This window comes from Marinobacter sp. LV10R520-4 (assembly GCF_002563815.1).
In the GTDB taxonomy this organism is placed as follows: domain Bacteria; phylum Pseudomonadota; class Gammaproteobacteria; order Pseudomonadales; family Oleiphilaceae; genus Marinobacter.
On record NZ_PDJM01000001.1, the window covers coordinates 2,820,861 to 2,835,721 of the forward strand.

Genomic DNA, 14,861 nt, shown 5'->3' on the forward strand with positions numbered 1-14,861 from the left:
GGCTCAATCCTCGATTTTTGCGAAATAGATCAGCACGCCTATGGTGGGGGAATCCAGAAAATGGATTTCGCTGCTGCGCATGCGGCGGGTTTCACGAATCCAGGTCAGCAGCTGCGGTTCAGCCTGAGCGCCGGGCTGCGCGGCCGAGGCGGCATCTTGCCAGTGGTTCAGGTGCGCTTCCACATGTAAAAAGCGTTTGCGATCGATTTTTATATAACCTTCCACGTCGCGCTGCCGTGCCTGCGGCAACCAGTCGCCAACGGCCACCGCCAGGCGTTCGCCACTGTAGTTCTGCGGGAAATCTTCGAACCAGCCGGCTTTGGCCAGAATGCGGAAACGGCCGCTGTTGGTCAGCCGAGCGGCTGCGCTGTCCAGATAAAGGCTGTTGGCCTGGTTTAATGAACTGCGCGGCCCACCGCCCTCGGGCGTTACCCAAAGCGCCTTGTTAATAACCGGCGTGGGGGTAACCTTCTGCCCGCTCATGTTCTCGACCAGATTTTCAGGCGCAATAATGCGTTCCAGAATGACAAATTCCGCGCGATAGCGATCACTAGCCTGGGCCAGAGGCGCGCCCACTATCAGCGTGAAAACAATCAGCACGGCCATCGTAAAAGGTGAACCCGGGTGTTTACGCAAGTCAGTTTCTCCAACAGTCATCGGGGCCGGCCTGAGGATTTGACCGGTGCCAGTTCATCGAACATAGCGGCAATGCCATCAAGCTTACCATCGGTTGAGGTGTCGTTCAGCCGGAAACGGAAACTGTTGGCGCCGTCCAGGCGATACTCGCCGGGGTCGGATTGCATTTTCTTAATCAGCACCAGTGGGTCTACGCTGGTGCTGTTGCCAAATTCCAGTCGCGCCCATTCCTTGCCAGCGTCTACTTTAATAACGCCCAGGGCCTCGGCACGCATGCGTAGCGCCGCCTGGCGCATCAGATTTTTGGCCGGTTGCGGCAGCAATCCAAAGCGGTCAATCATTTCTACCTGAAGTTCTTTTAATTGTTCATCATTGGCAACGCTGGCAATGCGTTTATACAACATCAGCCGGTTATGAACGTCTGGCAGGTAATCGTCCGGAATCAGCGCCGGGATGCGCAAATTCATTTCGGTGCCGTGGCTCAGTGGCAGCTCGGCGTTCGGTGTGCGGCCTTCACGAATGGCTTTTACCGCTTCGTCCAGCAGCTGCATGTAAAGGGTAAAACCAATGCTTTCGATTTGCCCGCTCTGTTCCTCGCCCAGAAGTTCGCCGGCGCCGCGGATTTCGAGGTCTTGGGTGGCCAGCATAAAACCGGCGCCCAAATCCTGGGCTTCAGAAATGGCCTCCAGGCGCTTTTTTGCATCGGAGCTAATGGCTTTCGGTGGCGGGGTAAGCAGGTAAGCGTAGGCTTGATGGTGGGAGCGGCCCACCCGGCCTCGCAACTGGTGCAGCTGGGCCAGGCCGAATTTGTCTGCGCGCTCGATAATAATGGTGTTGGCGGTGGGCACGTCTATGCCGGTTTCAATGATGGTGGTACACACCAGCACGTTGAAGCGCTTGTGGTAAAAGTCCTTCATGATCTGTTCCAGATCGCGTTCGCGCATCTGGCCGTGGGCCACGCCAACGCGGGCTTCGGGAATCAGTTGGCGCAGGTCTGCCGCGGTTTTTTCGATGCTGGTCACGTTATTGTGCAGAAAGTACACCTGACCGCCACGCAGGATTTCCCGCAAAATCGCTTCTTTCACCATGGGTTCGTCGCGCTGGCGCACAAAGGTTTTTACCGACAGCCGCCGCGCTGGTGGCGTTGCAATAATGGACAGATCGCGAAGGTGGCCCATGGCCATATTCAAGGTGCGGGGGATGGGCGTGGCGGTCAGGTTGAGCATATCCACTTCGGCCCGCAGCGCTTTTAGCTTTTCTTTTTGCTGCACGCCAAAGCGGTGTTCTTCATCAATAATCACCAGGCCCAGATTCTTGAACCGAATGTCGCCCTGCAGCAGTTTGTGGGTGCCAATCACGATATCGGCTTTGCCGTTTTCCATGGCCTCCAGCGCTTTATTGGTCTGGCTGCCACTGCGGAAGCGGCTGAGCAGCTCGACATTAACGGCGGTATCCGAAAAGCGGTCGCGGAAAGATTCGTAATGCTGCTGCGCCAGCAGGGTAGTGGGCACCAGTACCGCCACCTGTTTGCCCGACCAGGTCGCCACAAACGCGGCGCGCATGGCCACTTCGGTTTTGCCAAAGCCCACATCGCCGCAAATCAAACGATCCATCGGTCGTTCGCTGGTCATGTCTTCCAGCACCGCCATAATAGCCACTTCCTGATCCGGTGTTTCCTCGAACGGGAAGCCTGCTGCAAAGGTGCGGTAGGCTTCCTGGGGGTTCTCGAAGCTGAAGCCTTTGCGGGCTTCGCGGCGGGCGTACACGTCTAAAAGCTCGGCGGCGGTGTCGCGGATTTTCTCCAGCGCTTTTTTCTTGGCGTTGTTCCAGCGATCGGTGCCCAGCTTGTGCAGCGGCGCGTGTTCGGTGTCGCTGCCGGCGTAGCGTGAAATCAAATGCAGGCTAGACACAGGCACATACAGCTTGGAGCTGCCGGCGTATTCCAGCATCAGAAATTCGCTGGCTTCCCCTTCTACGGTGATGGTTTCCAGACCCTGATAGCGGCCCACACCGTGGTCAATATGCACCACTGGCGAGCCGATACGCAGTTCCGAAAGGTCGCGGTAGCCGTCGTCGTTCAGCTCAGTGGGCTTTTCCCGGCGCCTGCGCTGCAGCACCCGCTCACCAAAAAGTGCGGTTTCGGTGATCAGCGCCAGTTGCCGGTCTGGCAGCACCAGGCCCTGTTCCATAGGCGCGATGGTAATGCCCAAGCTGCATTTCGGACTGTCCAGAAAACCTTGCCAGCCCTCCAGCGCCTGAAGTTGCAAGGATTGCTGGGCCAGATTATCGATCAGCGCTTCGCGCCGGCCAGACGATTCGGCGCAAATCAGAATGCGACCGTCGAATTCGTTGATGAACCGTTTCAAGCGCCCGGCAGGGTCTGCTGCGCGCCCGTTCATGGCGATGTCTGGCAGTTCGCGGGCGGCGCAGTTCACACTGCCGTTGCCATCGTCGGTTGCGGTGCGTGTGGTTACCCGTGGAAACTGCTTGAGCAGCCCGAACAGCTCGTCCTGCTGCAAAAACAGCCGGGCTGGCGGCATGATTGGCCGCACGCGGTCGTGGCGGCGATCTTCATAACGGTTGCGGGTTTCGCTGTCGAACTGCTGCACCGATTCGTTCAGGCCATCGGCGGTGAATACCCGGGTACTGGCTGGCAGGTAATCAAAAAGCGTGGCGGTGGCATCAAAAAACAGCGGCAAATAATATTCAATGCCCGGTGATGTAATGCCCTGACTGACGTCCTGATACACAGGCGCGCTTTTGTCGGCGCTGGGAAATTGCTCGAACCAGCGTCCGCGAAACGCCGAACGGGCTTCTTTGTCCCAGGGGAATTCAAACGCCGGCAGCAGTTCTACCTGCTGGATGCGATCCACCGAACGCTGGGTGTCCGGGTCAAAGGTGCGTAGGGTTTCAATTTCGTTGTCGAACAAATCAATGCGGTAGGGCTGGCTGGCGCCCATGGGGAAAATGTCCAGAATGGCGCCGCGCACAGCGTATTCACCGTGCTCGTAAACGTTGTCGGCATAGCGATAGCCGGCCGCCTCGAGCTGCAGGCGCCAGCTGTTGATGTCCAGCGACTGGCCGACTTCTAACAGCAGGGTGTTGCCCTGCAGATAATTTACCGGCGGTAACCGGTGCATCAGGGTACGCGCAGGCACCACAAGCACGCCGTGTGCGGTAGAGGGCAGGCGGTGCAGGGTGCGAATGCGGCGGGAAATAATATCCTGATGGGGCGAAAACTGGTCGTAAGGCAAAGTTTCCCAGTCTGGCAACGACAGCAATTCCAGGCCATCGGCGCTTATGGCCGGGCCATCTTCTTCAGGTGCCAGGCCCAGAAAAAACCGCATTGCCTGCTCCAGGCGAATGGCATCGGCGGTGCTGCGGGTGATCACCAGGGTTAACCCTTGATGGCTGCGCGCGCTTTCACAGATGGCCAGAGCGTCACTGCTGCCGTGAAGCTGACCCCAGACACGATGGTCGGCAGGCTTTTTTGGAAACTCGGGGGCAAGCAGGGGGGTGCTGGTCATGTTGGGAAATGTGCCTTTTTCGAATTCGAGAGCCGGTAAATAAGCTGGCCATTCTACCGCTGCAGTGCATGGGGGGTCGAGTGGCTATAAAAACAGGCGTTGGATTTGCCGTAGGCGGCGTTAAATTGGATAATACCTCACCCGATTTTCTTCATGTCTACTTTGCATGCCCAAAACGTTTCTATTCAGAGGTCCTAAACCGTGAGCCACGAACAGATCCACCAGCACTTGTCGAACTGGACAGAGCGCGAATCTACCGCCGAAGCCATGATCCCGCTAATTGGGCGCCTGTACCGCCGTAACAATGTTGTTACGTCGGTTTACGGCCGCTCGGTAATTAATCAGTCAGTGATTGACATCATTCGCGCCCACCGCTACGTTCGGCAGGTAGAAGACAGCGAGTTGTCGGTACACGACACCCTGCCCATTCTCCAGGCGATGGATGCCATGGAGCTGGGGCGTGGCCACGTAGACATCGGCAAGCTGGCGGTCAAATTCCGCGCCATTGGCGGCGACCTGAACGAGTTTTTGACCCAGGAAATCGGATCTATCGCGGGGTTGTACGCTTCCCAGTCGGAAGAAGATGCCCAGAATGACACCAAAGATATAGTGCTTTACGGTTTTGGTCGTATCGGCCGCTTGCTGGCCCGTATTCTGATTGAAAAAGCCGGCGGCGGTAACAATCTGCGCCTGCGCGCCATTGTTGTGCGCCATGGCGGTGCCGAAAACGATCTGGAAAAACGTGCCAGCCTGCTGCGCCGCGACTCCGTACACGGCCCCTTCAACGGCACCATCCGTGTCGACGCGGAAAACTCCGCGCTGATCGCCAACGGCAACTTTATCAAAGTTATTTACTCCGCCGGGCCAGACCAAGTGGACTACACCCAGTACGGCATCAACAATGCCATTGTGATTGATAACACCGGCATGTGGCGCGATGAAGAAGGCCTGGGCCTGCACCTGAAATCTAAAGGCGTCAGCCGCGTCATGCTGACAGCTCCAGGCAAAGGCGACATCAAGAACATCGTTTACGGCATCAATAATGACTGGATTACTGACGACGACAAAATTCTGTCGGCAGCCTCTTGTACCACCAACGCCATTACCCCGGTGCTGAAGGCTATCAATGACGAATACGGCATTGAAGATGGCCACGTAGAAACGGTGCACTCTTACACCAATGACCAGAACCTGATCGACAACTACCACAAAGGCAGTCGCCGCGGCCGCAGTGCGCCGCTGAACATGGTAATTACCGAGACAGGCGCCGCCAAGGCGGTGTCAAAGGCGCTGCCAGAACTGAAAGGCAAGCTGACGGGTAATGCCATTCGCGTGCCCACGCCGAACGTCTCCATGGCGATTCTGAACCTGAATCTGAAGACAGAGGTGGATGTAGAAAGCGTTAACGAATACCTGCGTGACATAGCGCTGCACTCCGAACTGCAAAAGCAGATTGACTTTGTAAACTCCACAGAAGTGGTGTCGACCGATTTCGTTGGCTCGCGCCACGCCGGTATTGTGGACGCCCAAGCAACGATTGCTGCCGGTAAACGCCTGATTCTTTACGTTTGGTACGACAACGAATTCGGCTACAGCGCACAGGTTATAAGGGTTGTTAGCCAGATGGCTGGCATCAACTATCCTATTTTCCCCAAGCGCGCTCGCGGCTGAGTCGGTCGTTCTGGCTCTCGGGTCAGTGCTTGATGAGTGAATAAAAGCCCCTCCAGCTTTTGCTGGCGGGGCTTTTATTTGGCGCGGTTCAAACACGCCCTCTTTACTTGAAGCAACAAACCGGTGGGCCTTTGCTGTGGAAATGCGGGCCCCGACTCTCTATAATTAGCGCGATTTTGGATATGTCTGACGCCCGCTTCTTATCCTTCCTCTGCCACCGGTCTGTGCTAGCGTAACGCCAACCGCCTTACGGCAAGCCACTTAACACCAAACCGGTGAGGTATGTGCAGGGAATTCGAGGTAATGCGTCTGGCGTGGTAAATACATCGAATAGTTTCTGATGATTGGATGAGGCTAATGATAAAGATCACAAAAGGCCTGGATCTTCCCATCAGCGGCGCCCCCGAACAGACCATCACCGACGGCAAACCGATTCGCCACGTGGCACTTGTCGGCTTTGACTATAACGGCATGAAGCCGACGATGGTTGTGAAGGAAGGGGATCGCGTTAAACGCGGCACGCTGCTGTTTATGGATAAGAAGACCGAAGGCGTTCGTTACACCTCACCGGCAGCGGGCGTGGTGAAAGAAATCAACCGTGGTGACCGTCGGGTTTTCCAGTCGATTGTCATCGAAATTGATGGCAATGAGGCGGAAATCTTCGCGCGTTACAGCGAAGCCGATATTGCGGGCCTGGAGCGCCAGCAGGTTGTTGATAACCTGATCGAATCCGGGTTGTGGGCGACGCTGGTAACGCGTCCGTACAGCAAAGTGCCGGCTATTGACTCCGCGCCTCATTCAATCTTCGTGTCGGTGATGGATACCAACCCGCTGGCCGCAGACCCTACCATCATCATTGCCGAAAACAGCAAGGCCTTTGAAAACGGCCTGAGCATTATTGCCAAGCTGACCACCGGCAAGGTGTTTGTAACAGGTAAGCCGGGCTCAAACGTGGCAGTGCCCAAGTCTGATGCTATTGAAGTCAATCAGTGTGACGGCGTTCACCCTGCCGGTAACGTAGGCACCCATATTCATCACCTGGACCCGGTATCGCTCAGCAAAACTGTGTGGTCTGTGAATTACCAGGACGTGATTGATATCGGCAAGCTGTTCGTCACCGGTGAACTTCCAATTGAGCGCGTTGTCTCAATAGGTGGCCCGAAAGCTCTGAAGCCTCGCTTGGTTCGTACACGTTTAGGAGCCAGTCTGGTTGAATTGTTGGATGGTGAAACCGAAACCGACTGCGAACTGCGTCCGATATCGGGCTCAGTGTTTGGCGGTCGACGGGCCGAAGGTACCTGCGCCTACTTAGGGCGTTTCGCCAATCAGGTGTCGGTGCTGGCTGAAGGCAATAGCCGGCACTTCATGGCCTACCTGTCGCCGGGCGTTAATAAATTCTCGACAATGAACATCTACCTGTCAAAACTGATCGGTGGCAAACGATTCAACTTCAATACCAGCACCAACGGCAGCGAGCGAGCAATGGTTCCAGTGGGCGCTTACGAGCGCGTCATGCCGTTGGACATATTGCCAACCCAGCTGTTGCGGGCACTCATTGTCGGTGACACGGAAATGGCCCAGAAACTGGGCGCGCTGGAACTGGATGAAGAAGATCTGGCTCTGTGCACCTTCGTGTGTCCGGGTAAATATGAATACGGGCCAATTCTCCGAGAGAACCTGACCCGCATCGAGATCGAGGGCTAAGTTATGGCTATCCGACAGTTTCTCGACGGAATCGAGCATCATTTTGAAAAAGGCGGTCGTCACGAGCGTTGGTACGCGCTCTACGAAGCGGTAGACACCATTTTCTACTCGCCCAGTTCGGTCACCAAATCCACATCTCACGTGCGTGATGGCATTGATCTGAAACGCATCATGATTACGGTGTGGCTGTGCACTTTCCCGGCCATGTTTTTCGGCATGTGGAACATCGGCTTTCAGGCCAACAGCTACCTGGCTACCAGTCCGGAGGCTTTGGTCGGAGACGGCGGACTGCGCACCTTGTTTATCAACGCTTTTGCGGTAACCGGCGCGGGTGCTGGCTTGCTGGATAATTTCATCTACGGTATGGCCTACTTTATTCCCATCTACGTGGTGACCTTTGTGGTTGGCGGGTTTTGGGAAGTCATGTTTGCCACCGTGCGTCGTCATGAAATCAACGAAGGCTTTTTCGTAACCTCGATTTTGTTCGCGCTGATCTTACCGCCTTCCATACCCCTTTGGCAGGTGGCTCTGGGCATTACCTTCGGTATCGTCATCGGTAAAGAAGTGTTTGGCGGAACCGGCAAAAACTTCCTCAACCCGGCGCTGACCGGCCGTGCTTTTTTGTACTTCGCCTACCCGGCGCAGATCTCCGGTGACACGGTATGGACAGCGGTTGACGGTTTTAGTGGTGCGACATCCCTGAGCTGGGCTGCCAGCGGCGGTGTTGAAGCTCTGGAAAGCCAGATTGGTTGGGCGAGCGCATTCATGGGCACTATTCAGGGCTCTATGGGTGAAACCTCGACCCTGGCTGTGCTGGCAGGTGGCGCTGTGCTGCTGATCATGAAAATAGCCTCTTATCGCATTGTTGGGGGCGTGTTGCTAGGCATGATTGCCACCTCGCTGTTAATGAATGTGGTGGGATCAGAAACGAACCCAATGTTTGCCGTGCCGGCCTACTGGCACCTAGTAATTGGTGGCTTCGCCTTTGGCATGATGTTTATGGCCACAGACCCGGTATCGTCTGCCATGACTCACACCGGCCGCTGGTGCTTCGGCATTCTGGTGGGCGTGATGACCGTTCTGATACGTGTCGTAAACCCGGCCTTCCCCGAAGGCATCATGCTGGCGATTCTGTTCGCCAACCTGTTTGCCCCGCTGATGGACCACTACGTCGTTCAGGCCAATGTTAAACGGAGGCTCGCCCGTGGCTAAAGCTAAAGAAACAGTCGCCAGAACGTTAATGGTCGCTTTGGTACTGAGTATCGTGTTTTCAGTTATCGTCTCGACCGCCGCAGTAATGCTGCGCCCGGCACAGATCAAAAATCAGAACTTGGACATTAAAACCAATATTCTGGCGGCCTCGGGCATGTTGCCGGAAGCTGCCAGTGCCGAGCAGATCGAAGATATCTTCACCCGCTTTGATGTTCGCCTGGTGGATTTGGATTCTGGCGCCTTTGTCGAGCCTGAATCGGTCAATGTGCAAGACCCGATGAAGTACGACATGTACAAAGCTGCGTCTAACCCGGATATGTCCACCAACATTCCTCCCAAGGAAGACCTGGCGGGCATCAAGCGTCGCCCTAACGTAGCCAAGGTCTATCTGCTGCGCGAAGGCGACCAGGTGAAGCGCGTTGTACTGCCGGTTCACGGTTATGGTTTGTGGTCCACTCTGTATGGCTTTGTATCCCTTGAGGGCGACTTGAACACCATCGAAGGTTTGGGCTTTTATGCCCACGCAGAAACGCCGGGCCTGGGTGGTGAGGTGGATAACCCTCGCTGGAAGTCCCAGTGGGTGGGTAAGCAGCTTTACGACGAAAACAAAACCGAGCCGCAGATCCGCCTGGTAAAAGGCGGTGTTGATGCCAATACTGCGAACAAGCAACACAAAGTGGACGCGCTTTCCGGTGCCACCTTGACCAGTCGCGGTGTGGAGCATCTTGTAAATTATTGGATGGGTGATCGTGGCTACGCGGCGTTCCTCAAGAAACTTCGTGAAGGGGAGGTCTGATCATGTCCGAAATGACCGCGAAACAAGTTCTGTTTGAACCGATTTTCAGTAACAACCCGATTGGATTGCAGATTCTGGGTATCTGTTCTGCGCTGGCGGTAACCACCAGCATGAACGTCACCATCGTTATGTGTCTTTCCGTTATTGCGGTAACCGCGTTTTCCAACCTGGCGGTATCGCTGGTGCGGGCACAGATTCCGAACAGTATTCGTATCATCGCCCAAATGACCATCATCGCTTCTCTGGTAATCGTGGTGGATCAGTTTCTGAAGGCCTACGCCTATGAAGTATCCAAGCAGCTGTCGGTCTTCGTTGGTCTGATCATCACCAACTGCATCGTTATGGGCCGTGCCGAAGGTTTCGCCATGAAGAACGGGCCTTGGCTGAGCTTCCTTGACGGCATCGGCAACGGTATGGGCTATTCGGTGATGCTGCTATTTGTCGCCTTCTTCCGTGAGCTGCTGGGCGCAGGTGCGCTGTTTGGCGTTACCTTGATGACACCAGTAAGTCAGGGCGGTTGGTACGTCCCCAACGGGCTGCTGCTGTTGCCGCCGAGCGCGTTCTTTATTATTGGCTTGGCAATCTGGGCCCTGCGCGCCTGGAAACCCGAGCAAGTGGAAGAGGCAGACTTCAAAATGTCCCGCCACACCCATAAGGAGGCCTTCTGATGGAACACTACATCAGTCTGCTGATTAAGGCTATTTTCGTTGAAAACATGGCTTTGGCCTTCTTCTTGGGTATGTGTACCTTCCTGGCGATCTCTAAGAAAATTGAAGCCGCAACCGGTCTGGGTATTGCCGTGGTGGTAGTTCTGACCCTCACTGTGCCGGTGAACAACCTGATCTACAACAACATCCTGCGTGAAGGCGCGTTGTCTTGGGCCGGATTGCCCAACACAGACCTGAGCTTTTTGGGATTGATTACGTACATTGGTGTAATCGCTGCGATTGTGCAGATCATGGAAATGGTTCTGGATAAGTACATACCGGCGCTATATGCCGCACTTGGGGTTTTTCTACCGCTTATCACCGTGAACTGCGCCATTTTGGGTGCAGCCCTTTTCATGGTAGAGCGCGACTACACCTTCGGTGAGAGTGTGGTGTACGGTTTCGGCGCCGGCGTAGGCTGGGCCTTGGCGATTGTGGCTTTGGCCGGCATTCGGGAAAAACTCAAGTACAGCGACGTACCGGAAGGCCTGCGGGGCTTGGGCATAACCTTTATTACTGTGGGTTTGATGTCATTAGGTTTTATGTCTTTCTCCGGCATTTCCCTGTAATTCACCCGGTGATTCGGATAAACGAAAGGGCGAGATCATGAATACAGAAATTATTCTCGGCGTAGTCATGTTCACTGTGATTGTTTTGGCGCTGGTTGCGATTATTCTTGCGGCCCGCTCCCAGCTGGTCAGTACCGGTGATGTGACCATTGAAATTAACGACGACCCCGAGCACACGGTGAAAACCGAAGCCGGTGGAAAGTTGCTGAATACATTGGCCGGCAGCGGTATTTTTCTGTCGTCTGCTTGTGGCGGCGGTGGCACCTGCGCCCAATGCAAATGTAAGGTTTTCGACGGCGGCGGCGCTATGCTGCCCACCGAAAAGACTCATTTTACCAACCGCGAAGAAAAAGAAGGCTGGCGCCTGTCGTGCCAGGTTCCGGTAAAACAGGACATGAAAATTGAAGTGCCGGAAGAGTTCTTCGGCGTTAAGAAGTGGGAATGCGAAGTGGTGAGCAACCACAACCAGGCCACCTTCATCAAAGAATTGATTCTGAAGTTGCCAGAGGGTGAAGAAGTTGCCTTCCGTGCTGGCGGTTATGTACAGCTGGAATGTCCGGCGTACGAAATTGACTTCAAGGAATTTGCGATTGAAGAAGAGTTCCGTGAAGATTGGAACAAGCACGATATTTGGCGCTACAAGGCCATCAACAAGGAGGACACGATCCGTGCTTACTCCATGGCCAACTACCCGGAAGAGAAGGGCGTACTGAAGTTTAACATCCGTATCGCCACGCCACCTCCGGGCACCGACCACAACCCGGGAATCATGTCGAGCTTTGTGTTTGATTTGAAACCAGGGGACAAGATGACCGTGATGGGTCCGTTTGGTGAGTTCTTCGCCAAGAAGACCGATGCGGAAATGGTGTTTGTGGGCGGCGGTGCCGGTATGGCGCCCATGCGTTCCCACATCTTTGACCAGCTCAAGCGCCTGAATTCCAAGCGCAAGATCAGCTTCTGGTATGGCGCACGTAGCGTACGGGAAATGTTCTACGTCGAAGACTTTGACGGCTTGGCTAAAGAAAACGACAACTTTGAATGGCACGTAGCCTTGTCTGATCCCCAGCCGAACGATGACTGGAGTGGTGACACCGGATTTATTCACAACGTGTTGTTTGAAAACTATCTGAAAGATCACCCGGCACCCGAAGACTGCGAGTTTTACATGTGCGGGCCGCCCATCATGAACGCATCGGTTATCAAGATGCTGAAAGATCTAGGCGTAGAAGATGAAAACATCATGTTGGATGACTTTGGTGGCTAATACAGGAGGCTAGTAAAATACCGATGCTATTCAACATGGTTAAACCCGCCCGGGCGGTTATGATCAGTGTGTTTTATGCACTGGTTGTGGCGGCCTTGGCGGGTTGTTCGTTTAAGCCGGAACAACAGATCTGGGAAATATCCGGGCCGATCTTTGGCACTCGTTACCACATCAGTGTGGTGATGGAAGAGGACCAGCCCAGGCTTCAGGAGCTTGCCGGCGGCATTGAGCAGGCTCTTGAGGGCGTAGACGCCGCCATGTCTACCTGGCGCGAGGATTCTGAGTTGTCACGCTTTAACGCGCTGCCAGATCAGTCCGATTGGACCGCGTTGTCAACACCCTTGTACACCGTGCTGCTAGAAGCAGAAGCGGTGTCCGCGCTTACTGACGGCGCTTTTGATATCACGATTGGCCCAGTGGTGAATCTGTGGGGCTTTGGCCCGGATGCGCGGCCAGACACAGTGCCAGACGACGCCACACTGGCTCGGGTATTGCGCGGCACCGGACACAATAAAATCCAATTGCGGTACCAGCCTCCGGGCATTCGTACCAGCGAACAGCAATACCTGGATTTAAGTGCCATTGCCAAAGGCTTCGGTGTAGACGAAGTTGCCCGCTACCTGGCCGCAGAGGGTGTTAGCGGGTATCTGGTGGAGATTGGCGGTGAAGTCAGCGTTGCCGGGCGCAAGCCCGATGGTTCGGCCTGGCGCCTGGCCATCGAAACGCCCGGTGAAGACGCAGAACAGGTAAACCGGGTGGTAGCCCTGGATAACCGTGCTTTGGCGACCTCTGGTGACTATCGTAACTATTACGAATTCAACGGGCAGCGTTATTCCCATACACTGGACCCACAAACCGGTAAACCGATTACCCACAATCTGGCGTCGGTGACCGTGATCGCGGAAAATTGTATGCGCGCTGACGCCCTGGCCACCGGATTTAATGTGATGGGATTCGAGGAAGCCATGACGTTGGCGGTTCGCGAAAACATACCGGCTTATTTTATCGTGCGCGGTGAGGCAGGGTTTGAGACCCACCACACTCCGGCATTTTCGTCGTTTATAACCCAGTAGCGGGAGAGCAGCATGGGTACCTTTATTCTGGTGTTTTTTATAGTGGTTCTGTTGGTAGCGGGCATGTCAGTGGGCGTCATTTTTGGCCGTAAACCGATCAGCGGCACCTGCGGCGGCATTGGCGCTCTGGGCATCAGTTCTTCTTGCGATATATGCGGCGGCAACACCCAGAAATGTGAAGAAAACAGCGAGCGCGTTGGGGTCGAGGCAGATAGCAGTCTGGGTTACGATGCCACCCGCCCTGAAAAATGAGCCGAAACAGGCAATAACGTACAATTTACGACCCAGATAAGGAGTTACTGCGGGTATGCCAGAGCATCATTACGACGTAGTGGTTATCGGCGCCGGCCCGTCCGGCGAAGGCGCTGCGATGAACGCGACGAAAAACGGCAAGCGCGTAGCCATTGTTGAAGACAAAAGAACCGTAGGCGGCAACTGTACCCACTGGGGTACCATTCCTTCGAAAGCCCTGCGCCACTCAGTCAAGCAGATCATCACGTTCAATACCAATCAAATGTTCCGCGACATTGGCGAGCCGCGCTGGTTCTCGTTCCCGCGTGTTTTGCAGAATGCTCAAAAAGTGATTGGCACGCAGGTCAAGCAGCGCACCCAGTTCTATTCCCGCAACCGTATTGATCTGATCAACGGCAGCGCCTCGTTTGTTGATAAAAACCAGTTGGAAGTACGCGGCAGCAAAGGCGTGGAAATCTTGCACTTCAAGCAAGCCATCATTGCTTCGGGCTCGCGCCCTTATTTGCCGCCAGACTTGGACTTCCGTCATCACCGTATTTATAACTCAGACACCGTTCTGAGCCTGTCTCACACGCCGCGCACCTTGATTATTTATGGGGCAGGAGTGATTGGTTCGGAATATGCCTCTATCTTTGCCGGGCTTGGCGTAAAAGTCGATTTAATCAACCCGGGCAGCCGCTTGCTGACCTTCCTGGACGACGATATTTCCGACGCCCTGAGTTATCACCTGCGCAACAATGGCGTTCTGGTGCGGCACAACGAAGAATACGAATCCGTAGACGGCGACGACCACGGCGTGGTGTTGTCACTGAAATCCGGTAAAAAAATTCGAGCAGACGCATTTCTGTGGTGTAACGGCCGCACCGGTAACACCGACAAGCTGGCGCTGGAAAAAATTGGCCTGCAAGCCAATAGCCGCGGCCAACTGGCGGTAGACGACCATTACCGCACCGAGGTAGAGAACATTTACGCCGTCGGCGATGTTATTGGCTGGCCCAGCCTGGCCAGTGCCGCTTATGATCAGGGCCGGTCTGCCTCCTCTGACATTGTGCAAGACGACTATTTCCGCTTTGTATCAGACGTGCCCACGGGCATTTATACCATTCCGGAAATCAGTTCGGTGGGTAAAACCGAGCGCGAACTGACCGAGGCAAAAGTGCCCTACGAACTGGGCCAGGCGTTCTTTAAGGACCTGGCGCGGGCGCAGATTACCGGGGAGCCGGTGGGCATGCTGAAAATTCTGTTCCACCGTGAAACCCGTGAAATTTTGGGTATTCACTGTTTTGGTGACCAGGCTGCGGAGATTATTCACATCGGTCAGGCCATCATGAACCAGAAAGGCGAAGCAAATTCCCTGAACTACTTCATCAACACCACGTTCAACTACCCGACTATGGCCGAAGCTTATCGGGTAGCCGCGCTGAACGGATTAAACCGGATTTTCTAGCGG

Annotated in this window: 12 protein-coding genes; 10 read left to right on the forward strand and 2 right to left on the reverse strand. The window is 55.0% G+C overall.

Features of this window, described 5'->3' with window-relative positions; all coding sequences use genetic code 11:
* Positions 1 to 3: 3 nt before the first annotated feature.
* Positions 4 to 657, reverse strand: coding sequence for a CsiV family protein (locus tag ATG98_RS13800; RefSeq protein ID WP_098417766.1), 654 nt, complete (start codon positions 655 to 657; stop codon positions 4 to 6).
* Positions 654 to 4,163, reverse strand: a complete 3,510-nt coding sequence (gene mfd / locus ATG98_RS13805) for a transcription-repair coupling factor (RefSeq protein WP_098423492.1) — start codon at positions 4,161 to 4,163, stop codon at positions 654 to 656. Before mfd ends, ATG98_RS13800 begins: the two co-directional genes overlap by 4 nt.
* A 267-nt stretch (positions 4,164 to 4,430) precedes the next feature.
* Between mfd and ATG98_RS13810 the strand changes: the two genes are divergently transcribed.
* The 10 genes from ATG98_RS13810 (at position 4,431) to sthA (ending at position 14,858) form a co-directional block, all read left to right on the forward strand.
* On the forward strand, positions 4,431 to 5,834 hold the full coding sequence (locus tag ATG98_RS13810) for a glyceraldehyde-3-phosphate dehydrogenase (RefSeq protein ID WP_416376599.1): 1,404 nt from the start codon (positions 4,431 to 4,433) through the stop codon (positions 5,832 to 5,834).
* A 357-nt stretch (positions 5,835 to 6,191) separates the two neighbouring features.
* Positions 6,192 to 7,538: a Na(+)-translocating NADH-quinone reductase subunit A gene (locus tag ATG98_RS13815; protein ID WP_098417769.1), complete on the forward strand. Its 1,347-nt coding sequence runs from the start codon at positions 6,192 to 6,194 to the stop codon at positions 7,536 to 7,538.
* A gap of 3 nt (positions 7,539 to 7,541) precedes the next feature.
* Positions 7,542 to 8,750, forward strand: coding sequence for an NADH:ubiquinone reductase (Na(+)-transporting) subunit B (locus tag ATG98_RS13820; protein ID WP_098423494.1), 1,209 nt, complete (start codon positions 7,542 to 7,544; stop codon positions 8,748 to 8,750).
* Positions 8,743 to 9,546 (forward strand): Na(+)-translocating NADH-quinone reductase subunit C, encoded by an 804-nt coding sequence (locus tag ATG98_RS13825; protein ID WP_098423495.1) that lies wholly within the window; start codon positions 8,743 to 8,745, stop codon positions 9,544 to 9,546. Before ATG98_RS13820 ends, ATG98_RS13825 begins: the two co-directional genes overlap by 8 nt.
* Before the next feature lie 2 nt (positions 9,547 to 9,548).
* Complete coding sequence (locus tag ATG98_RS13830; RefSeq protein WP_018402966.1) at positions 9,549 to 10,214, forward strand: NADH:ubiquinone reductase (Na(+)-transporting) subunit D; 666 nt, start codon at positions 9,549 to 9,551, stop codon at positions 10,212 to 10,214.
* Entirely contained in the window at positions 10,214 to 10,822 is a 609-nt protein-coding gene (gene nqrE, locus ATG98_RS13835; protein WP_007348651.1) for an NADH:ubiquinone reductase (Na(+)-transporting) subunit E, read from the forward strand. The genes ATG98_RS13830 and nqrE overlap by 1 nt, the downstream gene beginning before the upstream one ends.
* A gap of 37 nt (positions 10,823 to 10,859) precedes the next feature.
* Positions 10,860 to 12,086, forward strand: a complete 1,227-nt coding sequence (gene nqrF, locus ATG98_RS13840) for an NADH:ubiquinone reductase (Na(+)-transporting) subunit F (protein ID WP_098417772.1) — start codon at positions 10,860 to 10,862, stop codon at positions 12,084 to 12,086.
* Positions 12,087 to 12,109: 23 nt separating this feature from the next.
* Complete coding sequence (locus ATG98_RS13845) at positions 12,110 to 13,159, forward strand: FAD:protein FMN transferase (protein ID WP_098417773.1); 1,050 nt, start codon at positions 12,110 to 12,112, stop codon at positions 13,157 to 13,159.
* 12 nt (positions 13,160 to 13,171) lie between these two features.
* Positions 13,172 to 13,411 (forward strand): (Na+)-NQR maturation NqrM, encoded by a 240-nt coding sequence (gene nqrM / locus ATG98_RS13850; protein ID WP_098417774.1) that lies wholly within the window; start codon positions 13,172 to 13,174, stop codon positions 13,409 to 13,411.
* Between the two features lie 55 nt (positions 13,412 to 13,466).
* Positions 13,467 to 14,858 (forward strand): Si-specific NAD(P)(+) transhydrogenase, encoded by a 1,392-nt coding sequence (gene sthA / locus ATG98_RS13855; protein WP_098417775.1) that lies wholly within the window; start codon positions 13,467 to 13,469, stop codon positions 14,856 to 14,858.
* The last annotated feature ends 3 nt before the right edge of the window (positions 14,859 to 14,861 follow it).